Here is a 21,820-nt window from a genome sequence, read left to right on the forward strand (position 1 = left end):
TGCCAAGATCGTCGAGTAATCGTTTTTAAACCCATAAGCGGCGAGACAGCGAGCTCGCCGCTTTGCTCTTTGGAAAAAAACCATGCAAAGTCAAAAGATTCGTATCCGCCTGAAAGCTTTCGATTATCGTCTGATCGATCAATCTGCTCAGGAAATCGTTGAAACTGCAAAGCGTACCGGCGCAGTTGTGAAGGGTCCGGTTCCCTTGCCTACCCGTATCGAACGTTTTGACCTGCTGCGTTCTCCGCACGTCAACAAAACCTCTCGCGACCAATTCGAAATTCGTACCCACCTGCGTTTGATGGACATCATCGACCCGACCGACAAGACGGTTGATGCGCTGATGAAGCTGGATCTTCCCGCCGGTGTGGATGTCGAGATCAAGCTGTAAATAGTTGTTTGTATTTGAAACGAGTGTGAGATATAATCTCGCGCTTTCCCAAACAGGCCGGTCAATCGAAACCGGCCCTTTGATTTTAATAAGGATACGACCATGAGCTTAGGGCTTGTAGGTCGCAAGGTTGGCATGACGCGCATTTTCACCGATGACGGTACTTCCGTTCCGGTGACGGTGCTCGAAATCACGCCTAACCGTGTGACCCAGATCAAATCTCAAGACAGCGATGGCTACTCAGCGATCCAGGTGACCTTTGGTGAGCGCCGCGCGAGCCGCGTTACCAAGGCTGCAGCTGGTCACTTTGCCAAGGCTGGCGTAACTGCCGGTCGCGGTGTGAGCGAGTTCCCAGTTGCTGCTGACGTGCTTGCAAATTACACGGCTGGCGGCGAAGTCACTGTCGAAATCTTCCAGGCTGGCCAGTTGGTAGATGTGACCGGTACCTCTCAAGGTAAGGGTTATGCTGGTACCATCAAGCGCCACCATTTCGGTTCCGGCCGTGCCACGCACGGTAACTCCAAGTCTCACAACGTGCCTGGTTCTATCGGTATGGCGCAGGATCCGGGTCGAGTTTTCCCCGGTAAGCGCATGACCGGTCACCTGGGTGCGGTGAAGCGTACCGTTCAAAACCTGGAAATTGTTCGCGTTGACAGCGAGCGCAATCTGCTGCTGATCAAGGGTGCTGTTCCTGGCTCCAAGGGCGGCGATGTGGTTGTTCGCCCGAGCGTGAAGGTGGGTGCATGATGGAACTGAAAGTCATTGATACGAATGGTAAGGCCGCCAAGTCCGGTCTCGAGGTTTCGGAAGTGACCTTTGGTCGCGAATATAACGAAGCCTTGATTCATCAGGTGGTTACTGCATACCTGGCGAATGCGCGTACGGCTACCCGTAAGCAAAAGGATCGTGAAGAGGTTCGCCACAGCACCAAGAAGCCTTTTAATCAGAAGGGTACCGGCCGTGCTCGTGCAGGTATGACATCCAGTCCATTGTGGCGTGGGGGTGGTCGTACGTTCCCGAATACTCCGGACGAAAACTTCAGCCACAAGGTCAACAAGAAGATGTACCGCGCTGGCATGCAGTCCATTCTGTCCGAGCTGATTCGTCAGGATCGTTTGACGGTCGTCGAGGATTTCTCCGTCGAGGCTCCTAAGACCAAGTTGTTGGCTGACAAAATCAAGAGCCTGGGTGTTGATCAGGGCGCTTTGGTATTGACCGACAACCTGGACGAAAACCTCTATTTGTCCTCGCGTAACCTGCCGCACGTACTGGTGGTCGAGGCGCAGCATGCAGACCCGGTTAGCCTGGTTCGCTTCCCGCGCGTGATCGCTACCAAGAATGCGGTTAAGAAGCTTGAGGAGTTGCTGGCATGAGCGCAAATACCGTAAATCAGGATCGTCTGTACCAGGTGATTCTTGCTCCGCAGATCACCGAAAAGGCGACCCGCGTAGCTGATAAGCATCAGCAGATCGCATTCAAGGTGCGCACGGATGCAACCAAGCCTGAAGTGAAGGCGGCTGTTGAGCTGCTGTTCAAGGTTGAGGTTGATGCTGTGAGCGTTGTTAATGTCAAGGGTAAGGTCAAGCGTGCGGGTCGTACGCTGGGTCGCCGCCAGGACTGGAAGAAGGCTTACGTTAGCCTGAAGCCGGGCCAGGAAATCAACTTCGCGGCTGGCGAGTAAGGAGAGAAAGATGGCACTGATTAAAGTCAAGCCGACTTCCCCCGGTCGTCGCGCGGTGATCAAGGTTGTAAATCCTGATCTGCATAAGGGCAAGCCCTTCGCGCCACTGCTGGAAAAGAAGAGCAAGAATGCTGGTCGTAACAATAACGGCCGCATTACCATTCGTCACCAAGGTGGTGGCCACAAGCAGCACTATCGTCTCGTCGACTTCCGTCGTAACAAGGATGGTATTCCTGCCAAGGTCGAGCGTCTTGAGTACGATCCTAACCGTAGCGCCCATTTGGCTCTGCTGTGCTACGCCGATGGCGAGCGCCGTTACATCATCGCCCCGCGCGGTGTGGCGGTCGGTGCGCAACTGATTTCTGGTTCGGATTCCCCGATCAAAGTCGGTAATGCACTTCCGTTGCGTAACATCCCGGTCGGTAGCACGGTTCACTGTGTTGAGCTGCTGCCTGGCAAGGGTGCGCAATTGGCTCGTTCCGCAGGTACTTCGATTCAAGTGCTTGCTCGCGAAGGTAGTTATGCTCAGTTGCGTCTGCGCTCTGGCGAAGTTCGCAAGGTGCATGTGGATTGCAAGGCAACCATCGGTGAAGTGGGTAATGAAGAGCATTCCCTGCGTTCCATCGGTAAGGCCGGCGCGATGCGTTGGCGCGGTGTTCGTCCGACCGTTCGCGGCGTGGTGATGAACCCGGTCGACCACCCGCACGGTGGTGGTGAAGGCCGTACCGCTGCAGGTATGAATCCTGTCAGCCCCTGGGGTACTCCGACCAAGGGTTATCGTACCCGCAACAACAAGCGGACGGACAATATGCGCGTCAGCCGCCGTCCTTCTGGTAAGAGGTAACAGATATGGCACGTTCAGTTAAAAAAGGTCCGTTCGTAGATGCCCACCTGATCAAGAAGGTGGAAGCTGCGAGCGCATCCAGGGATCGTCGCCCCATCAAGACCTGGTCTCGCCGTTCTACGGTGCTGCCGGATTTCGTGGGTCTGACGATTGCGGTTCACAACGGCAGGCAGCATGTGCCGGTGCTGATTTCTGAAAACATGGTCGGCCACAAGTTGGGCGAATTCGCGCTGACGCGTACCTTCAAGGGTCACGCGGCCGACAAGAAGGCCAAGAAGTAGGAGCATGACAATGACTGTATCCGCAGTGCTGAAGGGCGTTCGCCTTTCTCCGCAAAAGGCTCGCCTGGTGGCGGACCTGGTTCGCGGCAAGAAGGTTGATCAGGCTCTTAACATTCTCGCCTTCTGTCCGAAGAAGGGTGCCGACATTATCAAGAAGGTGCTTGAGTCCGCGATCGCTAATGCCGAGCATAACGAAGGTGCTGACATCGACGAGCTCAAGGTTTCGACCATCTACGTGGACAAGGGGATCGTTTACAAGCGTATCCGTGCCCGCGCCAAGGGTCGTGCCGGCCGCATCATCAAGCCGACCTGCCACATCACTGTGACGGTGGGGAACTAAAGGAACCGCTATGGGACAGAAAATCCATCCGATTGGCTTCCGTCTGAGCGTCCAGAAAAACTGGAGCTCCCGCTGGTATGCCAATAGCAAGAACTTCCCGTCCATGTTGCAAAGCGACATCAAGGTGCGTGAGTTCTTGAAGAAGAAGCTGGCGCATGCCGCTGTAAGCCGTATCGTAATCGAGCGTCCTGCCAAGAACGCTAAGATCACCGTCTACAGCGCACGCCCAGGCATCGTAATCGGCAAAAAGGGCGAGGATATCGAATCCTTGCGCTCCAGCCTGCAGAAGCTGATGGGCGTGCCGGTGCACCTCAACATCGAAGAAGTGCGCAAGCCAGAAATCGACGCCACCCTGATTGCAGAGAACATTGCTCAGCAGTTGGAAAAGCGCGTGATGTTCCGCCGTGCCATGAAGCGTGCAATGCAAAATGCAATGCGCCTTGGCGCCCAAGGCATCAAGATCATGAGCTCTGGCCGTTTGAACGGTATCGAAATTGCCCGTACCGAATGGTATCGCGAAGGCCGAGTGCCTCTTCATACCCTCCGCGCCGATATCGATTACGGTGTTGCCGAAGCTAAGACCACCTACGGCGTTATCGGCCTGAAGGTTTGGGTATTCAAGGGTGAGGTGCTGGGTAAGGGCGAGCAGGCTGCTGCCCCCGCGGCTGAGCCTGAGAGAAAGACTAGAAAGCCGGGAGTGAAAAATGCTGCAGCCAGCTAGACAGAAATTCCGTAAACAGCAAAAGGGCCGTAACAAGGGCGTTGCTACCACGGGTAACAAGGTCAGCTTCGGTGAGTTTGGCCTGAAGGCTATCGGTCGCGGCCGTATTACGGCACGTCAGATCGAAGCTGCGCGTCGCGTTATGACCCGTCACATCAAGCGTGGCGGTCGTGTGTGGATCCGCATCTTCCCGGATAAGCCGATCTCGAGCAAGCCTGCCGAAGTCCGTATGGGTAACGGTAAGGGTAGTCCGGAGTATTTCGTGGCTGAGATTCAGCCCGGCAAGATGTTGTACGAGATGGACGGTGTAAGCGAAGAATTGGCTCGCGAGGCTTTCCGCCTGGCTGCTGCCAAGCTGCCTGTGCCGACCGTGTTCGCAACACGTCACATTGGGAGCTAAGCAATGAAGGCTGCTGAATTGAGAAGCAAGTCTGTGGATGACCTCAAGGGTGAATTGACCGAGTTGCTGCGTGCGCAATTCTCCTTGCGCATGCAAGTGTCAACCCAGCAATTGGCCAAGGTCGACCAGATCGGTAAGGTGCGTCGCGATATCGCCCGTGTTCGTACCGTTCTGGCCGAAAAGGCTAAGCAAGCGTAATGGGGAACAATATGGCTGAAGCAAATCAAACTGAAAAGGTCGTGCGTAGTCTGACCGGTCGCGTGGTTAGCGACAAGATGGACAAGACTGTGACCGTGTTGGTCGAGCGTAGCGTCAAGCATCCGCTCTACGGCAAGATCGTGCGTCGTTCCAATAAGTTTCACGCACATGATGAGAACAACGAATGCCGCGAAGGCGATGTTGTTGTCATCGAAGAGGGCCGTCCCATGTCTCGCACCAAGAGCTGGTACGTGTCCAAGATTGTTGAGAAGGCGCAGGTTGTATGATTTCGCTTGACCGGGCTCTCCGGTCAAGCTAGAATTCACAGTTTTTCGGCGCCCCTATAGCTGGCGCCCCAATACTGACCGCGTTGAGTGTGCGGATTCCGCGCATTCAGACTTAACGGATTAAGTTGGAGATATTTCCATGATTCAAATGCAATCCCGTTTGGAGGTTGCTGACAACACTGGTGCGCGTGAAGTTATGTGCATCAAGGTTCTCGGTGGTTCCAAGCGCCGTTATGCCGGCATTGGCGACATCATCAAGGTTAGCGTTAAAGACGCTGCTCCGCGTAGCCGTGTAAAGAAGGGCGATGTCTACAGCGCTGTCGTTGTTCGCACCCGCAAGGGAGTTCGTCGTGCCGATGGTTCTTTGGTTCGTTTCGACGGTAATGCTGCGGTGTTGCTCAATAACAAGATGGAGCCGATCGGGACTCGTATCTTCGGGCCTGTCACGCGTGAATTGCGTGGCGAGCGCTTCATGAAGATCGTTTCTCTTGCTCCAGAAGTGCTGTAAGGAGAAGGTTGATGAGCAAGATTCGTAAGGGCGACCAAGTCGTCGTGATCACCGGCAAGGATAATGGCAAGCGCGGCGCAGTTCTGGCTGTGCTTCCTACTGGTCGCGTGGTGGTGGAGGGTGTGAACGTCGTCAAGCGCCATACTCGTCCGAATCCTATGAAGGGTGTTGCCGGCGGTATCCTGGAAAAGGAAATGTCGATTCATGCCTCTAACGTTGCGCTGTTCAATGCTGCAACGCAGAAGGCTGATCGCGTCGGCTTCAAAACGCTGGAGGACGGTCGCAAGGTTCGCGTGTTCAAGTCCAATGGCGAAGTGGTTGATGCTTAAGGATTGAATCATGGCGAGACTTAAAGATTTTTACAAAGACACCGTGGTTAAGAGCTTGGTCGAGCAGTTCGGGTACAAGTCCGTTATGGAAGTGCCCCGTATCGAGAAGATCACGCTGAACATGGGTGTGGGTGAGGCAGTTGCTGACAAGAAGATCATGGAGCATGCCGTTGGCGACATGCAGAAGATCGCTGGTCAGAAGCCGGTTGTTACGTTGTCCCGCAAGTCAATTGCAGGCTTCAAGATTCGTGATAACTATCCCGTTGGCTGCAAGGTGACCCTGCGTCAGGATCGTATGTACGAATTCCTGGATCGTCTGGTGAACATTGCAATTCCGCGTATTCGCGACTTCCGTGGCATTTCCGGAAAGTCCTTCGACGGCCGTGGTAACTACAACATGGGCGTTAAAGAGCAGATCATTTTCCCGGAAATCGATTACGACAAGGTCGATGCGCTGCGCGGGATGAATATTACGATCACCACCACCGCGAAGACTGATGACGAAGCGCGTGCGCTGCTCGCTGCATTCAGTTTTCCGTTCAGGAGCTAATCGATGGCTAAGTTGAGCTTGATTGAGCGCGACGAGAAGCGTCGCGAAAGCGTTAAGAAGTATGCTGCTAAGCGTGCTGAGTTGTTCGCCGTTATTAATGATGTGAACGCTGCAGCTGAAGATCGCCGTGCTGCCCGTGCCAAGCTGCAAAGCCTGCCGCGTAACTCCAGCCCGGTTCGTCTTCGCAATCGTTGTGCGCTGACGGGTCGTCCCCGCGGTGTGTTCAGCAAATTTGGCATTGCTCGTAACAAGCTGCGCGATCTGATGATGCGCGGTGAAGTTCCGGGTGTCGTCAAGGCTAGCTGGTAAACGGAGGAACTACTATGAGTATGCATGATCCGATTGCCGATATGCTGACCCGCATCCGCAATGCACAAATGGTTAACAAGCCCAGCGTTAGCGTTCCCGCCTCCAAGGTGAAGAGTGCTATTGCCAAGGTGCTGAAGGACGAAGGTTATATCGAGGATTTCGCTGTTCAAGAGAACAACGGTAAGCCTCAGCTTGAGATCGGCCTGAAGTATTACGCCGGTCGTCCTGTGATCGAAAGCATCGATCGCGTGAGTCGTCCTGGTCTGCGCATTTATCGCAGCGCCGATGCGATTCCGAAGGTGATGAATGGTCTGGGTGTGGCGATTGTGTCCACGTCTCAGGGTGTAATGACCGACCGCAAGGCACGCGCAGCTGGTATCGGCGGCGAAGTGCTGTGCGTTGTGGCTTGATGAGGTGAACCATGTCACGCGTTGCTAAAAACCCGGTTAACCTGCCAGCCAAAGTCGATGTGGCAATTGCTGCGGATTTGATCACTGTAAGTGGTCCTCTCGGCAAGTTGAGCCAGCCGCTGTGCGGTAGTGTAAATATTGTTCGCGAAGGCGATGTTCTGACCTTTGCGGCTGCTAACGACAACCAGCATTCCCGCGCCATGTCCGGTACGGTGCGTGCCCTGGTTGCCAATATGGTTCGCGGTGTTTCCGAAGGCTTCAGCAAAAAGCTGACGCTGGTCGGTGTGGGCTACAAGGCTCAGGCTCAGGGCGCAGTCCTGAATCTGGATCTTGGCTTCTCTCATCCTGTGAATCACAAGATGCCGGCTGGCGTAACTGTTGAAACGCCTAGCCAGACCGAGATCATCATCAAGGGCGCTGACAGGCAGTCTGTTGGTCAAGTTGCCGCCCAGATCCGTGCATATCGCAAGCCTGAGCCTTACAAGGGCAAGGGTGTTCGTTATGCCGATGAAGTGGTGATCATCAAGGAAACCAAGAAGAAGTAAGGGTTGAGCTATGAATAATGTAGATGCACGTCAGCGTCGCGCACGCAAAACCCGCGCAAAGATCGCCGAACTGAAGGCTGTTCGCTTGAGCGTTCACCGCACCAACACCCATATCTATGCGCAAATCATTGCCGAGACGGGTGACAAGGTTCTGGCCAGCGCTTCATCCTTGGAAAAGGAAGTCCGCGATCAGATCAAGAATGGCGGCAATGTCGCCGCAGCGGCTCTGATCGGCAAGCGTATTGCCGAGAAGGCCAAGGCGGCTGGGATTACCACCGTGGCATTCGACCGTTCTGGTTTCAGATATCACGGTCGCGTCAAGGCATTGGCTGATGCGGCCCGCGAAAGCGGTCTGACCTTCTAATAGACGAGGTTGATGATGGCAAGACAAGAGATTGAGCAGCAACAGACCGACGGCATGCGCGAGAAGATGATTACGGTCAATCGCGTGACCAAGGTCGTCAAGGGTGGCCGCATTATGAGCTTTGCTGCCCTGAGCGTTGTGGGTGATGGCGATGGTGCTGTCGGTATGGGTAAAGGCAAGGCACGTGAAGTTCCCGCTGCCGTGCAAAAGGCAATGGACGAAGCTCGTCGCAGCATGGTCAAGGTGAGCCTTAACAATGGCACGCTGCACCATGCAGTGATCGGTGAATTCGGTGCTGCCAAGGTATTCATCCAGCCGGCTTCTGAAGGTACCGGGATTATCGCTGGCGGCGCTATGCGCGCTATTTTCGAAGTGATGGGTGTGACCAACGTGCTCGCTAAGTGCATCGGTTCCACCAATCCTTATAACGTTGTTCGCGCTACGCTGAATGGATTGCAATCCATGAATACGCCGGCTGAAGTGGCTGCCAAGCGTGGCAAGACGATTGAAGAAATCAGGGGTTAATCATGGCAAAGGCTAAGAAGGCAGCCGGTACTGTCAAGGTTACGCAGATCAAGAGCGTGATTGGTCGTATCGAATCCCATCGTGCCTGCATTCGCGGCTTGGGCCTGCGTCGCATGCACCAGACCGTTGAGCTCCAGGATACTCCTGCGATTCGCGGCATGATCAACAAGGTCAGCTATCTGCTGAAGGTGGAGGGCTAAATGAAGCTGAATACAATCAAACCTGCAGAAGGTGCTAAGCACTCTAAGCGCCGTGTAGGCCGTGGTATTGGTTCCGGCCTCGGCAAGACTGCAGGTCGCGGCCACAAGGGTCAGAAGTCTCGTGCAGGCGGCTTCCACAAGGTGGGCTTTGAAGGCGGTCAGATGCCTTTGCAGCGCCGTCTTCCGAAGCGCGGTTTCGTGTCCCTAACCAAAGGTGATACCGCTGAAGTACGTAGCGGCGACTTGATCCGTCTGGAAGGTCAGACTGTCGACCTGTTGGCACTCAAGCAAGCCAAGCTGATTCCGGCTGAGGCCAAGAGTGCAAAGGTGATCCTGGCTGGTGAAGTCAAGGCTAAGGTTACCGTTCAAGGCTTGTTGTTGACCAAGGGTGCTCGCGCTGCGATTGAAGCGGCTGGCGGCAATATCGTCGAGTAAGCAATTGGCAAACGAAAACAGCTTTCTTGGTTCAGTAGGCAAGATGCAGGAGCTCAAAGGGCGCCTGCTCTTCGTTCTGGGCGCTTTGTTCGTTTATCGTCTTGGCGCGCACATTCCGGTTCCAGGTATCGATCCGGATGTGCTTGCAAAGATGTTTGAACAGCAGGGCGGCGGCATTCTAGGCATGTTAAACATGTTCTCGGGTGGCGCGCTGTCACGGTTCACAGTGTTTGCCCTCGGTATCATGCCTTACATTTCGGCTTCCATCATCATGCAATTGCTGACGGTGGTTTCTCCGCAAATGGAGCAGCTCAAGAAGGAAGGCGAAGCCGGCCGCCGCAAGATTACGCAATACACTCGCTACGGCACCGTTGTCTTGGCAACGTTCCAGGCATTAGGTATCGCGATTGCTTTAGAGGGACAACCCGGTCTTGTGCTGGATCCGGGCTTAATGTTCCGTCTTGTGACGGTCATCACACTGGTCACTGGCACGATGTTCCTGATGTGGCTTGGCGAGCAGATCACCGAGCGAGGAATTGGTAATGGTATTTCTATCATTATCTTTTCCGGGATTGTTGCTGGTTTGCCGCGTGCAGTTGGTGGCACCCTAGAGATGGCTCGTACAGGCGCGTTCTCTATTCCGTTGGTGCTGTTCTTGTTTGTTGCTGCGATTTTGGTAACTGCTTTTGTTGTTTTCGTTGAACGTGGGCAACGCAAGATCACGGTTAATTACGCTAAGCGCCAGGTAGGTCGAAAAGTGTTTGGCGGACAAACCTCACACTTGCCGCTCAAGCTCAATATGGCAGGGGTTATTCCTCCGATTTTTGCATCGAGCATCATTCTGTTTCCCGCGACATTAGCGGGATGGTTCGGTAGCAGCGACAGAATGCATTGGCTGAAGGACATCGGTTCTACCTTGTCCCCTGGTCAACCGCTGTATGTGACCTTATATGCCATGGCGATTGTTTTCTTCTGTTTCTTTTATACCGCGTTGGTATTTAATCCGAAGGAAACAGCTGAGAACCTCAAGAAAAGCGGTGCTTTTGTTCCTGGAATTCGTCCTGGCGAACAAACGGCAAAATATATCGATCGGATTATGGGGCGATTGACCCTGGTTGGCGCCGGATACATTACCGCCGTTTGTCTGCTGCCTGAGTTCTTGATCGTAAAGTTTAATGTGCCGTTCTATTTTGGCGGCACCAGTCTGTTGATCATTGTAGTCGTGACCATGGATTTCATGGCGCAGGTCCAGGCTTATTTGATGTCGCATCAGTATGAAAGCTTGCTCAAGAAGGCTAACTTCAAGGGCGGCAATACTGCACTGCCTCGTTAATAATCAAACCGTAAATAGAGCATGGCAAAAGAAGATACGATTGAAATGCAAGGCGAGGTTCTTGAGAACCTGCCTAACGCCACATTCCGCGTAAAACTGGAAAACGGCCATGTTGTTTTGGGATACATTTCCGGAAAAATGCGTATGCACTACATCCGCATCCTTCCCGGGGATAAAGTAACCGTGGAGCTGACGCCCTACGATTTGACGCGTGCACGGATCATCTTCCGCGCTAAATAAGCGTTAGTTTTAAAAGAAGAGGTATGAAATGAAAGTTCGTCCGTCCGTTAAAGCTTTGTGCCGCAACTGCAAGCTGATCCGCCGTCATGGCGTGGTGCGCGTCATTTGTTCCGATCCGCGCCATAAGCAGCGTCAAGGTTGATCTAACGAGCGCAAGCTGATAGAATTTCAGGCTTTTTTGAATTTGCCATTAATGGAGTAACTGTATGGCCCGGATCGCAGGGGTAAATATCCCCAACCACAAGCATGCCGAAATCGCGTTGACCTCGATTTATGGCATTGGTCGCACCACGGCGCAGAAAATCTGTGTGGCCGCTGGTATTTTGGCGTCTACCAAGGTCAAGGATCTTAGCGATAGCGAAGTTGAAAAGCTGCGCGATGAAGTCGCCAAGTTCAAGGTGGAGGGCGATCTTCGCCGTGAAGTCTCCATGAATATCAAGCGATTGATGGACCTGGGCTGCTATCGCGGCATCCGCCATCGTCGCGGTCTGCCTGTTCGCGGTCAGCGCACCAAGACCAACGCCCGTACTCGTAAGGGCCCGGTCAAGGCGATCAAGGCTTCCAAGTAAGGATAAAGCATAATGGCTAAAGCAACGAATGTAAGAGTTCGCAAGAAGGTCAAGAAGAACATTGCCGAAGGTATCGCGCACGTTCACGCTTCCTTCAATAACACCATCATCACTATCACCGACCGTCAAGGCAACGCTTTGTCTTGGGCAACATCTGGTGGTGCCGGCTTTAAGGGTTCTCGTAAGAGTACCCCGTTTGCAGCCCAGGTTGCTGCTGAGGCGGCTGGTAAGGCTGCTCAAGAATGCGGCGTTAAGAACCTCGAAGTTCGCATCAAAGGGCCTGGTCCTGGTCGCGAGTCCTCTGTTCGTGCTCTGAATGCCGTTGGCTTCAAGATTACCAGTATTTCTGATGTGACGCCGGTGCCACACAACGGTTGCCGTCCGCCCAAGAAGCGTCGCATTTAAAGGAGAATCAACGTGGCAAGAAATCTTGACCCGAAGTGCCGTCAGTGCCGTCGCGAGGGTGAAAAACTATTTCTGAAGGCTGAGAAGTGCTTTACGGACAAGTGCGCGATTGAAAAGCGCAACTTCCCTCCAGGCCAGCATGGTCAAAAGCGTACTCCTCGCCTTTCCGATTACGGCGTTCAGTTGCGTGAAAAGCAAAAGCTGCGTCGTATTTACGGTGTTCTGGAACATCAGTTCCGTGGGTACTACGCCAAGGCTGATGGCAGCAAGGGCATCACCGGTGAAAACCTGCTGCAATTGCTGGAAAGCCGTCTCGACAACGTTGCCTACCGCATGGGTATCGGCGGTTCCCGTCGTGAAGCACGACAGATCGTTCGCCACAACAGCATTCTGGTGAATGGCAAGCGCGTCAATATTCCGTCTTACCAGGTTCGTCCGGGTGATGTGGTTGAAGTCGCTGAAAAGTCCAAGCAGCAGCTGCGTATCAAGGGTGCCGTTGAAGCTGCAGAGCAGCGCGGTTTCCCTGAGTGGCTCGAAGTGGATGTGAAGGCGCTGAAGGGTACCTACAAGGCTCGTCCGCAACGTGACGAATTGCCGGCAACCATCAACGAGTCTCTCGTTGTGGAACTGTACTCCAAGTAACCTGCCTCATTTACTGAAGGAACAGCGATGCAAAGCAGTCCAAATGAATATTTGAAGCCGCGAGTTGTTGAGGTGGAGGCATTGTCTCCTTCTCGTGCTCGCGTTACGCTCGAGCCGATGGAGCGTGGATTTGGCTATACGCTGGGCAATGCCCTGCGTCGCGTCTTGCTCTCCTCCATCCCGGGCTTTGCCATCACTGAAGTGAAGATCGACGGTGTGGTGCATGAGTATTCGACTCTTGAAGGTGTGCAGGAAGATGTCGTTGACATTCTGCTGAACCTGAAGGGCGTTGCGCTCAAGCTGCACAATCATACCGAAGCTGTGCTCACGCTCAGCAAGTCTTCCGAGGGTGTAGTCACTGCCGGTGATTTCGAAGCGGGTCATGATGTTGAGATCATCAATCCTGGTCATGTGATTGCGCACCTCACCAAGGGCGGTAAGCTGGCTATCGAAGTCAAGGTGGAGATGGGGCGTGGTTATCAACCTGTCCCGATGCGTCAGAAGAGCGCCGATGAAGATCGCGCTTTGGGTTTCATTCTGGTTGACGCTTCATTCAGCCCGATTCGCAAGGTGAGCTATCACGTTGATAGCGCACGTGTGGAGCAGCGTACGGACCTGGATAAGTTGGTGATGGATGTCGAAACCAACGGCGCAATCGAGCCTGAACAAGCTATCCGCGATGCAGCACGCATCCTGGTGGGCCAGTTGTCGGTATTTGCCGATCTTGAAGGCGCTCCTGCCGAAACCATTTCCAGCGGCCGTGCAGCACCTCAGATCGATCCGATTCTGCTGCGTCCGGTGGACGATTTGGAATTGACCGTTCGTTCGGCAAACTGCTTGAAGGCAGAAAACATTTATTACATTGGCGATCTGATCCAGCGCCAAGAGTCCGAATTGTTGAAGGCTCCCAACTTGGGCCGCAAATCTTTGAATGAAATCAAGGATGTGTTGGCTTCACGCGGCCTAACGCTCGGTATGAAGCTGGAAAACTGGCCGCCTGCCAACCTGGAAAGGGTTTAAGGGGAAAATCATGCGTCATCGCGTCAGCAATCGCAAACTTAATCGTACCACCAGCCATCGCATGGCAATGTTCCGCAACATGGCTAATTCCTTGTTGCGTCACGAAGTGATCAAGACCACGCTGCCGAAGGCAAAGGAACTGCGCAAGATCGCAGAGCCTCTGATTACCTTGAGCAAGAATGGCTCTTTGTCAAATCGCCGTTTGGCTTTTGACCGTACCCGTGATCGTGAAATTGTCGTCAAGTTGTTCAATGAACTCGGGCCGCGTTATGCTAACCGTAACGGTGGCTACCTTCGCATCTTGAAGTGTGGCTTCCGCGTTGGCGACAACGCTCCTATGGCGTTGGTTGAATTGGTTGATCGCCCTGAAGTAGATACCGAAGCTGTAGCAGTTTAAACGCTGATCAGCATGCTTCTTAAAGCCGCACATATGCAAGTATGTGCGGCTTTAGTTTTTTAAGTGCTCCAAAAAGTCCAGGCATTGCTGGCGATCGAAGGGCCAATTCAGTTCCTTATCTTCTAGTTTGAGGACAGGAATGCGCAGACCATAGATCATTTCCAGTGAGTCATCTGCAGCAATATCAATACTGACAATCTCCAAGTCAGCGCATTCCTTGCAGGATTCAATGATCGATAATGCCTCCTCACAAAGATGGCAAGAATCAGTTCCGTAGAGCGTGAGTAGGTGAGTCAAATCGATGTCCAATTAAAAACAAAAGTAGGTTATGGTTTTGTTCGCAATAGTAACGAATGAGAAAAAACGAAATGCATGAAATTAAAGAGATCTGGGGAGATTTAAATTCGCAGAGCTTGCTGATACAACTGACAGTTATCGCTGTTAGTTTGATTGCCGCTTGGTTTGCTAATCGGCTACTTGGGCAGCATATCATGAAAAGCAGCCAGGAAAATTGGCAGCTGGGAATAGGCGGGGTCAAGCGAGTCCTGTTTCCATTAACTGCATTGGCGTGCGTTACAGTTTTTAGAGTGCTGTTAAGTCAGACCCAACATACCGGGGCGCTGAAACTGGCGGCAACGCTATTAGTGGCCATGGCAGCAATTCGCCTGGCTGTGTATCTGCTCAGGTATATCTTTGCTCCTAGTGGTTGGCTGCGGACGACCGAGAATTTTATCGTTGCTATTGTATGGGCGGTGGTCGCACTGCACTTGACTGGGCTTCTTCCGGACACGGTTGCTCTGCTTGAACAAACAGGATTTTCAGTTGGAAAGCGTCAAATATCCGTATTGCTGATCCTTCAGGCTGTCATAACAGGCGCCGTGACGTTGGTTGCAACCTTGTGGATTGGTCGACTCCTCGAAAATAAGGTCATGCGGGCTGAGCAGATTGAGCTCAATCTGCGCGTAGTATTTGCCAAGCTCATTCGCATATTACTTATCGTCGTTGGCGTACTTGCAGCACTCTCCGCGATCGGCTTCGATATCACGCTGTTGTCTGTATTTGGTGGTGCACTTGGCGTGGGCCTGGGCTTTGGACTGCAAAAGATAGCCAGCAACTATCTGAGCGGTTTTATTATCCTTCTAGACCATTCGTTACATATGGGAGATGTGCTGACAGTAGACGGGCACTATGGAGTGGTACATCAGTTGCGTGGGCGTTACCTGGTATTGCGCAAGCTGGATGGAACTGAGGTTGTGATTCCCAATGACACGCTCATCACTTCCACCGTCATCAATCATTCGTTTTCGGATCGAAATGCCCGTGTGCAAATTCCAGTGCAAATTAGCTACGATAGCCCGCTGGATAAGGCTATGCTCATCATAAAGAGTGCTGCATTTGATCATGTAAGGGTGTTAAAGACACCGGAGCCGGATGTGCTGGTGCAGGGGCTGGGCGAGAATGGCATCGATCTCCAGTTATCCGTATGGGTGGATGATCCAGAAGAGGGATTTGGAAGCTTGAAGTCGGCGATATATATGAAAATATTGGCTGAATTTAAAGCGGCAGGAGTAACGATTCCTTACCCCCAGCGTGAAGTCAGGATGATGTGATACCGTGCCAGAATAAATAAAAAAGCCCGCATATGCGGGCTTTTTTACGGGAAAGAGCTGAGAATTACTTCAGCTTGGTTTCCTTGTAAGCGACGTGCTTACGAGCAACGGGATCAAACTTCATGATCTCCATCTTCTCAGGCATCGTGCGCTTGTTCTTGGTGGTGGTGTAGAAGTGGCCGGTCCCTGCGGAGGATTCCAGCTTGATCTTTTCACGAATCTTGGTAGCCATGTCGGTTCCTTAGATCTTTTCGCCGCGTGCGCGCAGGTCGGTCAAAACGGATTCGATGCCGTTCTTGTCAATCGTGCGCAGGGCAGCGTTGGTGATGCGCAGGCTCACCCAACGGTTTTCGCTTTCAACCCAGAACTTGCGGTTCTGAAGATTGGGAAGAAAACGGCGCTTGGTCTTGTTGTTTGCGTGGGAAATGTTGTTCCCGCTCATCGGCTTCTTGCCGGTCACCTGACATACGCGTGCCATGGTTGTCTCCGAATTTGGAAAAACCGCTTTTATACCACAAAAGCGAGTTTTGACTCAAGTCATTAGTGATGGATAACAGTCGCTTAATAGAGAGCGTCAGTGCTTTCCTGTGCTACCGAAACCGCCTTCGCCCCGATGGCTTTGGGCAAAATCGTCTACGACGTTAAAGGTGGCTTGCTGGACCGGCACGATGACCAGTTGGGCAATACGTTCCATTGGATTCAACATAAAGACTTCACGTCCCCGGTTCCAGCATGAAACGAACAATTGGCCTTGGTAGTCCGAGTCAATCAGACCTACCAAATTGCCCAGTACGATGCCATGCTTATGGCCGAGACCTGACCTGGGAAGTATCAATGCAGCATAGCCTGGGTCAGCAATGTGGATCGCCATGCCGGTAGGGATTAGCTCGGTTTCTCCCGGATGCAGGGTTAGTACATGCTCGATGCAAGCCCGTAGGTCCAATCCTGCTGAACCAGGCGTGGCATAAGCGGGTAGGTGATTACGCAAACGCTGGTCCAGCACCTTAACGTCGATTTGCATGAATTATTCCTTGGTCGATGATTTGGGCAACATATTGGCGACATGACGCAGTAGCTGGCGAGCAAGGGTCAGTTTACTTGCGCGCGGTAACGGATGCGTACCCTTGTCGTCTAGAAGAACAAGTTCGTTCTCGTCGCCGCCGAACCCGTCCTGAATCAAATTTGCAGCAAGCAGGGGAAGGTTTTTCTTGCGTCGCTTGTGTTCTGCATATTCGAGGAGATTCTCGCTTTCTGCTGCGAAGCCGACACAAAAGGGGGGCTCGGGCAAGTTCATGACATTGGCGAGGATGTCAGGGTTGGGCGCGAGTTCCAGCGTCAGGATGTGTGCGTCCTTCTTGATTTTCTGCTCGCTGGGGTTAAGCACGTAATAATCGGCGACTGCCGCAACGGCGATGAAAATATCTTTTTGGGTAAGGTTTGCCATCACGGCATTGAGCATTTGCTGCGCGCTCGTTACCTTGATCACTTCGGCGCCATATGGCGGGAGTAAGGGTGTTTGGCCGCTGACTAGTGTGACATCGGCACCCATTTCTAATGCCGCTTTGGCGATGGCATAACCCATCTTGCCGGAGCTTAGATTGGTGATGCCGCGAGCGGCGTCAATGGCTTCGAAAGTGGGGCCGGCGGTGATGAGTACACGTTTGCCGGTAAGCAGTTTAAGTTGCTGGCTTGCCTCGAGTTGATCGAGCAAAATGTCTGGCTCCAGCATACGGCCCAAGCCTTCTTCTCCGCACGCTTGTACGCCACTATCCGGGCCTAAAACGTGGATGCCATCGCTTTTCAGGGTTGCAATGTTGCGTTGAGTGGCTGGGTTTTGCCACATCTGCACATTCATCGCAGGAGCTACGTACATCGGGCAAGCGCGTGCAAGGCAGAGGGTGGATAGCAAATCGTCGGCTTCGCCATGAACAAGCTTGGCAAGAAAGTCGGCGCTTGCGGGGGCGATCAGGATTGCATCGGCATCGCGCGTAAATTCAATATGCGCCATGCCGTTGTCGATGCGGTTATCCCAAAGATCCGTAAAAACTGGGCGGCCAGAGAGTGCTTGCAGGGTCACCGGAGTAATGAATTGCGTGGCGGCCTCGGTCATGACCACCTGCACCTCCACACCTTGTTTCACGAGCAGGCGAACAAGCTCTGCGGTTTTGTAAGCGGCAATGCCTCCGGTAACACCTAGCAGCAAGCGCTTGAATGGAGTTTGGGCCATAATGGGCTGGAAGTTATTGATTGATCGATTTTATCCGAAATGAAGCGCGCGTGGCGATGGCGCATATTCAATAAAAACAGGATTGTAAACGTGTGGCGGAAAATCAGAATCGGCGTGTTGGTCATTATCCTGCTAACCGTGGCTCAAGAGGCCTGGCTACAGAGCAGGGTACTGAAGTGGCGCAATAATCTGAATGTTGCGCTATATCCCATCAATGCCGACGGAAGTCCGGCAAGCGATCAGTGCATTCGTAATCTACGTCAAGAAGAGTGGGCGTCTTTGGAGGCCTATTTCGCCGAGCAGGCCGAGACCTATCGGCTGTCCATCAAAAGTCCTCTTCGATTCTTGCAAGGGACTTCCCTGAATGAATTGCCGCCAACCCCACCTAAACAATCATCCGCATTGGAAGCTGTCCTGTGGAGCCTTAAATTTCGATGGTGGGCGTGGCGGCATAGTCCGCCGGTACAACTGCCTACGGATATCCGTTTGTACTTGATGTATCACGACCCGCAAAAAACGCCGGTTCTTGCGCATTCGACAGCGCTTAGCAAAGGACGGGTTGGCCTGGTAAATGTCTTTGCAGGAGAAGGATACGGAAAAACCAATCAGGTTTTGATCGCCCACGAGCTACTGCATACCTTGGGTGCCAGAGATAAATATGACTTGGCTACCAATCAGCCCTCGTACCCAACAGGGTTTGCAGCTCCTGACAAAATACCGCGTTACCCGCAAGATACTGCGGAGTTGATGGCGGGGCGGGTACCGATCTCGGCAACTAGCGCTGAAATTCCAGTCGATCTACAGCAAACCCTGATTGGGCCGGTTAGCGCAATGGAGATCCATTGGATGAAGTAGTCGTGACCTAAAGTCAAAGCCTAAAAGGAAGGGAATAACAAATGGCAATTACCGATTGGCCGGCTGATGAGCGGCCCAGAGAAAAACTTTTGACACGAGGCCCCGCGGCGCTCTCGGATGCAGAGCTTCTGGCAATTTTTCTTCGTGTGGGAGTCAAGGGTCGAAGCGCCGTCGATCTGGGACGAGATCTGCTGAATCAGTTCGGCAATTTGAGTGGCATTTTTGCTTCGACGCCAGAAGCAATCTCGATGGTTCATGGGATGGGGCTTAGCAAATATGTTCAACTGCAAGCGGTGTATGAGTTAGTAAAGCGGGCGTTGAACGAGTCCTTTCGGGAGCGGGACATGATGTCATCGCCGGATCAGGTTCGGCAATATCTGCGGTTGCAGCTACAGCATTTGCGGCGAGAAGTGTTCATGGTGCTGTTCCTCGACGCACAAAACCGATTGATTGCGGCAGAAGAAATGTTTGCGGGTACGCTGACGCAAACAAGGATTTATCCAAGAGAGGTCGTGACACGTGCGCTGCAACATAACGCAGCCTCCGTTGTGCTGGCTCATAATCATCCTTCCGGAATTGCGGAGCCCAGTCGTGCGGATGAGATGTTAACGGCAGCGCTAAAGCAGGCGCTGGCGCTTGTCGATGTGCGAGTGTTGGATCATTTTGTGATAGCCGGCAATGCCGCACTTTCGTTTGCCGAGCGCGGAATGCTTTAGTCTTCTTGAGGAAGACCAGTGGCTCGTTTGTAACGGGATGCCAGGCTTTTGAGCAGGCTGAGGGTAATCTTCGGCTCTTCCAGCAACAAGGTTTCGAGATTTTCCGGTCGAATGACAATGACATGCGCTTCCCGCGAAGTCGCAACGGCATCGGCCGTACGCTCGGCCTCGGTCAAGAATCCAAGCTCCCCGAAATAATCCCCAGGCACAAGACGGCGCAGAGGGATGCCGTTCTTCTGTAAATCTACGGTGCCTTGCAAAAGATAATAGAGGTTGGCGTCTTCGTCTCCTTCACAAAAAACGGCGTCGTTCCGCCGATAGACGTAGCCGTAAAGCTCCATTAGACGCTGATGGTATAGCTCAAGATTGGCCGGGGCCTCAAGAAATAAGCCCCGGAGCAGCAACACATCCTTTTTGTTGAGTGCAACAGTCACCTCGGTGCCGATGAGAAACACGACAAAACCGTAGTAAAGCCAAGCGATCGACAAGAATAGATTTTTCATTCCGCCGAAAATGGTGCCGTAAGAATGGTTTGCGATCAGGAAAAGCCCGAACGCCGGTCGCATGGCGCTCCATAACAGTGCGGTGAATAAGGCACCTACAAAAATATGTCGCCATTTGGCGGCCGAGGGGGAAAAGGTCTTGTAGAAAAGCGCGATGGACAAAGCGCTGATGGTCAATGAGGCGAGCCAATTCAGTAATCCGGCAAACCAGGGCAGGCGGCTGAACGCTGCCAGCATTTTTTCAAGCATCAACCCGCTGAAGGTGAAGAGGAAAAATAGCGTCAGGATACCGATCACGCCTAGCACATCCTCGAGCTTGCGCTTGAGATAAGAAGGCGGCTGCGGCACTTTGGCGATGGTGAAAAATGCACTTCTCAATGCCCCAGCCAAGGGCGTGGCTGCCCACAGCAGGGCGATCATCCCGAATACGCCCCATACTGCCTTGTGTTTCGCGATGTTATAGACCTCAATCATGATGCGATTGCTGTACTTGGGCATCAGTTTGCTGACCAAAATGGCGAGCTTGACGATGGCGTAACTGGATGACACCGCAAAATGACTTAGCAGGAAGAAGATCAGCAGCACCATCGGTATCAGTGCAAACAGCGCGTAAAACGAGAGCGATGCAGACAGCCCGAATCCGTTGTGGCGATGGAATCCGGTTAGCGCCTCGCGGAGGACGAAGAGGGGCGGGCTATAGTGATGGCGCCGGAAAAAGGTCTTGACGGTGCGGTATCCCTGGAGGGGGTGACGCCAAAGTGCCCGCATGAAGGTCATTGCTGGGGAGGGCGCCCCTTGGGCGCTACCAGCGATTTAAAGCGTTCTGTGGCTTCGATGAGTGCTGTAGCAATGCCGGGTTCGAAGGCAGCATGCCCGGCATCGGGAATGATCTGTAATTCGGCTTCAGGCCAAATATCGTGTAGTTCAAGAGCCGTAACCGGCGGGCAAACCATATCGTATCGGCCCTGGATGATGACGGCGGGGATATGACGAATTGAATCGATAACATTAAGTAATGGGGTTTCGGAGAGAAAGCATCCGTTCATCAGGTAATGAAGCTGCACGCGCGCCCGGGCGAGCATCACGTTGTCGGTCGGCTGGTTTGAAGCCGGCTCGGGCGGAAGCAATGTCATGATAGAAGCTTCATAGCTGTTCCAATGTTTCGCGGCGGCTACGGCGTCGGCTTCCGGTGCATTGAAAATACGGCGGTGAAATGCTTCAAGAATATCCAGGCGTTCCTCTGGCTGAAGCGGATCAACCAGGCGATTCCATGCTTCAGGAAAGAAGCGTCGGACATCATTCAAGAACCAGTCGAGTTCTTCGGGGCGAGCGAGAAAGATTCCACGAAGAATGAGACCTGCAATCTTATCAGCGTACTTAGCAGCATAAGCCAAAGCCAATGTGCTGCCCCATGATCCTCCAAATACGATCCAGCGCTCGATGCCAAGATGTGAACGCAGGCGTTCGATATCTTCTATCAGCGTTTGGGTGGTGTTGTCTTCAGTGCAACCGGCGGGTTGGCTGCGACCGCAACCGCGCTGATCAAATAATATGATTCGGTAGAAGCGGGGATCGAAAAATCGGCGTTGGTTTGGAGAGCATCCACTGCCTGGCCCGCCGTGAAGGACAATGATCGGTAATCCCACGGGATTGCCGCATTCTTCGTAACAAATCTGATGCAAAGCTGAAACATGCAGCCAAGCAGTGTTATGGGGTTCCAACGCTGGAAATACAATGGATTCGGAAGGGTTGGGCATGAGGTGCTGCCTATTGAGTCCGCGATTTTTTTGTGTATGATAGCACCGCTGCATTGGCAGAAATTTAACAAGTTCGGTGAATTTGTAACAAGGTTGTTGCAATTCAATTAGGACTGTTCTACCATGCATCACAGCTGCACTCTAAAGTGCTGCGAAGCTAGCACCGAAATTTGTCGCGAAGTTAAGAATTTTGGGCTGTGCTAACTCTAAAACCCTTAGTAATCACTA

General features: G+C 52.9%; 39 protein-coding genes. 32 read left to right on the plus strand and 7 right to left on the minus strand.

Features of this window, described 5'->3' with window-relative positions; genetic code table 11:
* Positions 1-82 precede the first annotated feature (82 nt).
* The 29 genes from rpsJ to rplQ all read left to right on the plus strand — a co-directional run bounded on the left by rpsJ (position 83) and on the right by rplQ (position 13,924).
* Positions 83-391, plus strand: coding sequence for a 30S ribosomal protein S10 (gene rpsJ / locus NMK_RS14175; protein ID WP_109016425.1), 309 nt, complete (start codon positions 83-85; stop codon positions 389-391).
* A gap of 102 nt (positions 392-493) precedes the next feature.
* On the plus strand, positions 494-1,138 hold the full coding sequence (gene rplC, locus NMK_RS14180; protein WP_109016426.1) for a 50S ribosomal protein L3: 645 nt from the start codon (positions 494-496) through the stop codon (positions 1,136-1,138).
* Positions 1,138-1,764 carry a 50S ribosomal protein L4 gene (gene rplD / locus NMK_RS14185; protein ID WP_109016597.1) on the plus strand — a complete coding sequence of 209 codons (627 nt, stop codon included), beginning with the start codon at positions 1,138-1,140 and terminating at the stop codon, positions 1,762-1,764. Before rplC ends, rplD begins: the two co-directional genes overlap by 1 nt.
* Complete coding sequence (rplW, locus tag NMK_RS14190; protein ID WP_109016427.1) at positions 1,761-2,072, plus strand: 50S ribosomal protein L23; 312 nt, start codon at positions 1,761-1,763, stop codon at positions 2,070-2,072. Before rplD ends, rplW begins: the two co-directional genes overlap by 4 nt.
* 10 nt (positions 2,073-2,082) lie before the next feature.
* The gene (rplB, locus tag NMK_RS14195) at positions 2,083-2,916 is read left to right on the plus strand and encodes a 50S ribosomal protein L2 (RefSeq protein ID WP_109016428.1); all 834 of its coding nucleotides are present in this window, start codon (positions 2,083-2,085) and stop codon (positions 2,914-2,916) included.
* 5 nt (positions 2,917-2,921) lie between these two features.
* Complete coding sequence (rpsS, locus tag NMK_RS14200; protein ID WP_109016429.1) at positions 2,922-3,197, plus strand: 30S ribosomal protein S19; 276 nt, start codon at positions 2,922-2,924, stop codon at positions 3,195-3,197.
* A gap of 10 nt (positions 3,198-3,207) precedes the next feature.
* On the plus strand, positions 3,208-3,537 hold the full coding sequence (rplV, locus tag NMK_RS14205; RefSeq protein ID WP_109016430.1) for a 50S ribosomal protein L22: 330 nt from the start codon (positions 3,208-3,210) through the stop codon (positions 3,535-3,537).
* A gap of 10 nt (positions 3,538-3,547) precedes the next feature.
* Positions 3,548-4,258 carry a 30S ribosomal protein S3 gene (rpsC, locus tag NMK_RS14210; protein WP_109016431.1) on the plus strand — a complete coding sequence of 237 codons (711 nt, stop codon included), beginning with the start codon at positions 3,548-3,550 and terminating at the stop codon, positions 4,256-4,258.
* On the plus strand, positions 4,242-4,658 hold the full coding sequence (gene rplP, locus NMK_RS14215) for a 50S ribosomal protein L16 (protein WP_109016432.1): 417 nt from the start codon (positions 4,242-4,244) through the stop codon (positions 4,656-4,658). Before rpsC ends, rplP begins: the two co-directional genes overlap by 17 nt.
* Positions 4,659-4,661: 3 nt before the next feature.
* Positions 4,662-4,856, plus strand: coding sequence for a 50S ribosomal protein L29 (rpmC, locus tag NMK_RS14220; RefSeq protein ID WP_109016433.1), 195 nt, complete (start codon positions 4,662-4,664; stop codon positions 4,854-4,856).
* Between the two features lie 11 nt (positions 4,857-4,867).
* Positions 4,868-5,143, plus strand: a complete 276-nt coding sequence (gene rpsQ / locus NMK_RS14225) for a 30S ribosomal protein S17 (protein WP_109016598.1) — start codon at positions 4,868-4,870, stop codon at positions 5,141-5,143.
* A 139-nt stretch (positions 5,144-5,282) separates the two neighbouring features.
* Positions 5,283-5,651, plus strand: a complete 369-nt coding sequence (rplN, locus tag NMK_RS14230) for a 50S ribosomal protein L14 (protein ID WP_109016434.1) — start codon at positions 5,283-5,285, stop codon at positions 5,649-5,651.
* 11 nt (positions 5,652-5,662) lie between these two features.
* Positions 5,663-5,980: a 50S ribosomal protein L24 gene (gene rplX, locus NMK_RS14235; protein ID WP_109016435.1), complete on the plus strand. Its 318-nt coding sequence runs from the start codon at positions 5,663-5,665 to the stop codon at positions 5,978-5,980.
* A gap of 10 nt (positions 5,981-5,990) precedes the next feature.
* Positions 5,991-6,530 carry a 50S ribosomal protein L5 gene (gene rplE, locus NMK_RS14240; RefSeq protein WP_109016436.1) on the plus strand — a complete coding sequence of 180 codons (540 nt, stop codon included), beginning with the start codon at positions 5,991-5,993 and terminating at the stop codon, positions 6,528-6,530.
* 3 nt (positions 6,531-6,533) lie between these two features.
* On the plus strand, positions 6,534-6,839 hold the full coding sequence (gene rpsN, locus NMK_RS14245; protein ID WP_109016437.1) for a 30S ribosomal protein S14: 306 nt from the start codon (positions 6,534-6,536) through the stop codon (positions 6,837-6,839).
* 14 nt (positions 6,840-6,853) lie between these two features.
* Positions 6,854-7,249 (plus strand): 30S ribosomal protein S8, encoded by a 396-nt coding sequence (gene rpsH, locus NMK_RS14250; protein WP_109016438.1) that lies wholly within the window; start codon positions 6,854-6,856, stop codon positions 7,247-7,249.
* 11 nt (positions 7,250-7,260) lie between these two features.
* A complete protein-coding gene (gene rplF, locus NMK_RS14255) occupies positions 7,261-7,794 on the plus strand; it encodes a 50S ribosomal protein L6 (protein ID WP_109016439.1) in 534 nt (177 codons plus the stop codon).
* Between the two features lie 10 nt (positions 7,795-7,804).
* Entirely contained in the window at positions 7,805-8,158 is a 354-nt protein-coding gene (rplR, locus tag NMK_RS14260; protein ID WP_109016440.1) for a 50S ribosomal protein L18, read from the plus strand.
* Between the two features lie 15 nt (positions 8,159-8,173).
* Positions 8,174-8,683 carry a 30S ribosomal protein S5 gene (gene rpsE, locus NMK_RS14265; protein WP_109016599.1) on the plus strand — a complete coding sequence of 170 codons (510 nt, stop codon included), beginning with the start codon at positions 8,174-8,176 and terminating at the stop codon, positions 8,681-8,683.
* A 2-nt stretch (positions 8,684-8,685) separates the two neighbouring features.
* Positions 8,686-8,883, plus strand: a complete 198-nt coding sequence (rpmD, locus tag NMK_RS14270; RefSeq protein ID WP_109016441.1) for a 50S ribosomal protein L30 — start codon at positions 8,686-8,688, stop codon at positions 8,881-8,883.
* Entirely contained in the window at positions 8,884-9,318 is a 435-nt protein-coding gene (gene rplO, locus NMK_RS14275; RefSeq protein ID WP_109016442.1) for a 50S ribosomal protein L15, read from the plus strand. It abuts the gene before it with no gap.
* Between the two features lie 43 nt (positions 9,319-9,361).
* Positions 9,362-10,651 carry a preprotein translocase subunit SecY gene (secY, locus tag NMK_RS14280; protein ID WP_227871524.1) on the plus strand — a complete coding sequence of 430 codons (1,290 nt, stop codon included), beginning with the start codon at positions 9,362-9,364 and terminating at the stop codon, positions 10,649-10,651.
* Between the two features lie 21 nt (positions 10,652-10,672).
* Positions 10,673-10,891, plus strand: a complete 219-nt coding sequence (gene infA, locus NMK_RS14285; protein WP_109016444.1) for a translation initiation factor IF-1 — start codon at positions 10,673-10,675, stop codon at positions 10,889-10,891.
* A gap of 28 nt (positions 10,892-10,919) precedes the next feature.
* Complete coding sequence (rpmJ, locus tag NMK_RS14290) at positions 10,920-11,033, plus strand: 50S ribosomal protein L36 (RefSeq protein WP_109016445.1); 114 nt, start codon at positions 10,920-10,922, stop codon at positions 11,031-11,033.
* Positions 11,034-11,097: 64 nt separating this feature from the next.
* On the plus strand, positions 11,098-11,460 hold the full coding sequence (rpsM, locus tag NMK_RS14295) for a 30S ribosomal protein S13 (protein ID WP_109016446.1): 363 nt from the start codon (positions 11,098-11,100) through the stop codon (positions 11,458-11,460).
* Between the two features lie 12 nt (positions 11,461-11,472).
* Positions 11,473-11,865, plus strand: a complete 393-nt coding sequence (gene rpsK / locus NMK_RS14300; RefSeq protein WP_109016447.1) for a 30S ribosomal protein S11 — start codon at positions 11,473-11,475, stop codon at positions 11,863-11,865.
* Between the two features lie 12 nt (positions 11,866-11,877).
* Entirely contained in the window at positions 11,878-12,507 is a 630-nt protein-coding gene (gene rpsD / locus NMK_RS14305) for a 30S ribosomal protein S4 (RefSeq protein ID WP_109016448.1), read from the plus strand.
* A gap of 27 nt (positions 12,508-12,534) precedes the next feature.
* Positions 12,535-13,527: a DNA-directed RNA polymerase subunit alpha gene (locus NMK_RS14310; protein ID WP_109016449.1), complete on the plus strand. Its 993-nt coding sequence runs from the start codon at positions 12,535-12,537 to the stop codon at positions 13,525-13,527.
* Between the two features lie 10 nt (positions 13,528-13,537).
* Positions 13,538-13,924, plus strand: a complete 387-nt coding sequence (gene rplQ, locus NMK_RS14315) for a 50S ribosomal protein L17 (protein ID WP_109016450.1) — start codon at positions 13,538-13,540, stop codon at positions 13,922-13,924.
* Between the two features lie 51 nt (positions 13,925-13,975).
* On the opposite strand, the gene NMK_RS14320 is transcribed toward rplQ, so the two are convergent.
* Positions 13,976-14,221, minus strand: coding sequence for a glutaredoxin family protein (locus tag NMK_RS14320; protein ID WP_109016600.1), 246 nt, complete (start codon positions 14,219-14,221; stop codon positions 13,976-13,978).
* Positions 14,222-14,292: 71 nt separating this feature from the next.
* On the opposite strand from NMK_RS14320, the gene NMK_RS14325 reads away from it, so the two are divergent.
* Positions 14,293-15,534 (plus strand): mechanosensitive ion channel family protein, encoded by a 1,242-nt coding sequence (locus NMK_RS14325; RefSeq protein WP_227871517.1) that lies wholly within the window; start codon positions 14,293-14,295, stop codon positions 15,532-15,534.
* Between the two features lie 64 nt (positions 15,535-15,598).
* Here the strand turns inward: NMK_RS14325 and rpmG are convergent, their stop codons facing one another.
* The 4 genes from rpmG to coaBC form a co-directional block, all read right to left on the minus strand.
* Complete coding sequence (rpmG, locus tag NMK_RS14330) at positions 15,599-15,766, minus strand: 50S ribosomal protein L33 (RefSeq protein ID WP_109016452.1); 168 nt, start codon at positions 15,764-15,766, stop codon at positions 15,599-15,601.
* 9 nt (positions 15,767-15,775) lie between these two features.
* Entirely contained in the window at positions 15,776-16,012 is a 237-nt protein-coding gene (gene rpmB / locus NMK_RS14335) for a 50S ribosomal protein L28 (RefSeq protein ID WP_109016453.1), read from the minus strand.
* Positions 16,013-16,108: 96 nt separating this feature from the next.
* Positions 16,109-16,555, minus strand: coding sequence for a dUTP diphosphatase (dut, locus tag NMK_RS14340; RefSeq protein ID WP_109016454.1), 447 nt, complete (start codon positions 16,553-16,555; stop codon positions 16,109-16,111).
* Between the two features lie 3 nt (positions 16,556-16,558).
* Positions 16,559-17,761: a bifunctional phosphopantothenoylcysteine decarboxylase/phosphopantothenate--cysteine ligase CoaBC gene (coaBC, locus tag NMK_RS14345; protein ID WP_109016455.1), complete on the minus strand. Its 1,203-nt coding sequence runs from the start codon at positions 17,759-17,761 to the stop codon at positions 16,559-16,561.
* Between the two features lie 90 nt (positions 17,762-17,851).
* Here coaBC and NMK_RS14350 point away from each other — a divergent pair, with 90 nt between their 5' ends.
* Both NMK_RS14350 and radC read left to right on the plus strand, forming a co-directional pair.
* Positions 17,852-18,616, plus strand: coding sequence for a hypothetical protein (locus tag NMK_RS14350; protein ID WP_109016601.1), 765 nt, complete (start codon positions 17,852-17,854; stop codon positions 18,614-18,616).
* A gap of 41 nt (positions 18,617-18,657) precedes the next feature.
* Positions 18,658-19,332, plus strand: coding sequence for a RadC family protein (gene radC / locus NMK_RS14355; protein ID WP_109016456.1), 675 nt, complete (start codon positions 18,658-18,660; stop codon positions 19,330-19,332).
* Here radC and NMK_RS14360 read toward each other — a convergent pair.
* The gene (locus tag NMK_RS14360; protein ID WP_181376297.1) at positions 19,329-20,603 is read right to left on the minus strand and encodes a YhjD/YihY/BrkB family envelope integrity protein; all 1,275 of its coding nucleotides are present in this window, start codon (positions 20,601-20,603) and stop codon (positions 19,329-19,331) included. The genes radC and NMK_RS14360 overlap by 4 nt on opposite strands.
* Before the next feature lie 5 nt (positions 20,604-20,608).
* The gene (gene pip / locus NMK_RS14365) at positions 20,609-21,592 is read right to left on the minus strand and encodes a prolyl aminopeptidase (RefSeq protein ID WP_109016458.1); all 984 of its coding nucleotides are present in this window, start codon (positions 21,590-21,592) and stop codon (positions 20,609-20,611) included.
* Positions 21,593-21,820: the final 228 nt, after the last annotated feature.

The sequence above is a fragment of the Novimethylophilus kurashikiensis genome (assembly GCF_003112435.1).
In the GTDB taxonomy this organism is placed as follows: Bacteria; Pseudomonadota; Gammaproteobacteria; order Burkholderiales; family Methylophilaceae; genus Novimethylophilus; species Novimethylophilus kurashikiensis.

What these genes read in the sequence shown, in the direction of transcription:
- NMK_RS14325 (WP_227871517.1), top strand. Translation starts at nt 14,293, where the DNA reads ATGCATGAAATTAAAGAGATCTGGGGAGATTTAAATTCGCAGAGCTTG.
- rplE (WP_109016436.1), top strand. Translation starts at nt 5,991, where the DNA reads ATGGCGAGACTTAAAGATTTTTACAAAGACACCGTGGTTAAGAGCTTG.
- rpsQ (WP_109016598.1), top strand. Translation starts at nt 4,868, where the DNA reads ATGGCTGAAGCAAATCAAACTGAAAAGGTCGTGCGTAGTCTGACCGGT.
- rpsE (WP_109016599.1), top strand. Translation starts at nt 8,174, where the DNA reads ATGGCAAGACAAGAGATTGAGCAGCAACAGACCGACGGCATGCGCGAG.
- rplD (WP_109016597.1), top strand. Translation starts at nt 1,138, where the DNA reads ATGGAACTGAAAGTCATTGATACGAATGGTAAGGCCGCCAAGTCCGGT.
- rpsK (WP_109016447.1), top strand. Translation starts at nt 11,473, where the DNA reads ATGGCTAAAGCAACGAATGTAAGAGTTCGCAAGAAGGTCAAGAAGAAC.
- rpsS (WP_109016429.1), top strand. Translation starts at nt 2,922, where the DNA reads ATGGCACGTTCAGTTAAAAAAGGTCCGTTCGTAGATGCCCACCTGATC.
- NMK_RS14310 (WP_109016449.1), top strand. Translation starts at nt 12,535, where the DNA reads ATGCAAAGCAGTCCAAATGAATATTTGAAGCCGCGAGTTGTTGAGGTG.
- secY (WP_227871524.1), top strand. Translation starts at nt 9,362, where the DNA reads ATGCAGGAGCTCAAAGGGCGCCTGCTCTTCGTTCTGGGCGCTTTGTTC.
- rplB (WP_109016428.1), top strand. Translation starts at nt 2,083, where the DNA reads ATGGCACTGATTAAAGTCAAGCCGACTTCCCCCGGTCGTCGCGCGGTG.
- radC (WP_109016456.1), top strand. Translation starts at nt 18,658, where the DNA reads ATGGCAATTACCGATTGGCCGGCTGATGAGCGGCCCAGAGAAAAACTT.
- rpsN (WP_109016437.1), top strand. Translation starts at nt 6,534, where the DNA reads ATGGCTAAGTTGAGCTTGATTGAGCGCGACGAGAAGCGTCGCGAAAGC.
- rpsJ (WP_109016425.1), top strand. Translation starts at nt 83, where the DNA reads ATGCAAAGTCAAAAGATTCGTATCCGCCTGAAAGCTTTCGATTATCGT.
- rpsC (WP_109016431.1), top strand. Translation starts at nt 3,548, where the DNA reads ATGGGACAGAAAATCCATCCGATTGGCTTCCGTCTGAGCGTCCAGAAA.
- rpsH (WP_109016438.1), top strand. Translation starts at nt 6,854, where the DNA reads ATGAGTATGCATGATCCGATTGCCGATATGCTGACCCGCATCCGCAAT.
- rpmG (WP_109016452.1), bottom strand. Translation starts at nt 15,766, where the DNA reads ATGGCTACCAAGATTCGTGAAAAGATCAAGCTGGAATCCTCCGCAGGG.
- rpmC (WP_109016433.1), top strand. Translation starts at nt 4,662, where the DNA reads ATGAAGGCTGCTGAATTGAGAAGCAAGTCTGTGGATGACCTCAAGGGT.
- rpmJ (WP_109016445.1), top strand. Translation starts at nt 10,920, where the DNA reads ATGAAAGTTCGTCCGTCCGTTAAAGCTTTGTGCCGCAACTGCAAGCTG.
- rplN (WP_109016434.1), top strand. Translation starts at nt 5,283, where the DNA reads ATGATTCAAATGCAATCCCGTTTGGAGGTTGCTGACAACACTGGTGCG.
- coaBC (WP_109016455.1), bottom strand. Translation starts at nt 17,761, where the DNA reads ATGGCCCAAACTCCATTCAAGCGCTTGCTGCTAGGTGTTACCGGAGGC.
- rplQ (WP_109016450.1), top strand. Translation starts at nt 13,538, where the DNA reads ATGCGTCATCGCGTCAGCAATCGCAAACTTAATCGTACCACCAGCCAT.
- rpmB (WP_109016453.1), bottom strand. Translation starts at nt 16,012, where the DNA reads ATGGCACGCGTATGTCAGGTGACCGGCAAGAAGCCGATGAGCGGGAAC.
- rpmD (WP_109016441.1), top strand. Translation starts at nt 8,686, where the DNA reads ATGGCAAAGGCTAAGAAGGCAGCCGGTACTGTCAAGGTTACGCAGATC.
- rplR (WP_109016440.1), top strand. Translation starts at nt 7,805, where the DNA reads ATGAATAATGTAGATGCACGTCAGCGTCGCGCACGCAAAACCCGCGCA.
- rplW (WP_109016427.1), top strand. Translation starts at nt 1,761, where the DNA reads ATGAGCGCAAATACCGTAAATCAGGATCGTCTGTACCAGGTGATTCTT.
- rplV (WP_109016430.1), top strand. Translation starts at nt 3,208, where the DNA reads ATGACTGTATCCGCAGTGCTGAAGGGCGTTCGCCTTTCTCCGCAAAAG.
- pip (WP_109016458.1), bottom strand. Translation starts at nt 21,592, where the DNA reads ATGCCCAACCCTTCCGAATCCATTGTATTTCCAGCGTTGGAACCCCAT.
- dut (WP_109016454.1), bottom strand. Translation starts at nt 16,555, where the DNA reads ATGCAAATCGACGTTAAGGTGCTGGACCAGCGTTTGCGTAATCACCTA.
- rplC (WP_109016426.1), top strand. Translation starts at nt 494, where the DNA reads ATGAGCTTAGGGCTTGTAGGTCGCAAGGTTGGCATGACGCGCATTTTC.
- rplP (WP_109016432.1), top strand. Translation starts at nt 4,242, where the DNA reads ATGCTGCAGCCAGCTAGACAGAAATTCCGTAAACAGCAAAAGGGCCGT.
- rplX (WP_109016435.1), top strand. Translation starts at nt 5,663, where the DNA reads ATGAGCAAGATTCGTAAGGGCGACCAAGTCGTCGTGATCACCGGCAAG.
- infA (WP_109016444.1), top strand. Translation starts at nt 10,673, where the DNA reads ATGGCAAAAGAAGATACGATTGAAATGCAAGGCGAGGTTCTTGAGAAC.
- rplO (WP_109016442.1), top strand. Translation starts at nt 8,884, where the DNA reads ATGAAGCTGAATACAATCAAACCTGCAGAAGGTGCTAAGCACTCTAAG.
- rplF (WP_109016439.1), top strand. Translation starts at nt 7,261, where the DNA reads ATGTCACGCGTTGCTAAAAACCCGGTTAACCTGCCAGCCAAAGTCGAT.
- NMK_RS14360 (WP_181376297.1), bottom strand. Translation starts at nt 20,603, where the DNA reads ATGCGGGCACTTTGGCGTCACCCCCTCCAGGGATACCGCACCGTCAAG.
- rpsM (WP_109016446.1), top strand. Translation starts at nt 11,098, where the DNA reads ATGGCCCGGATCGCAGGGGTAAATATCCCCAACCACAAGCATGCCGAA.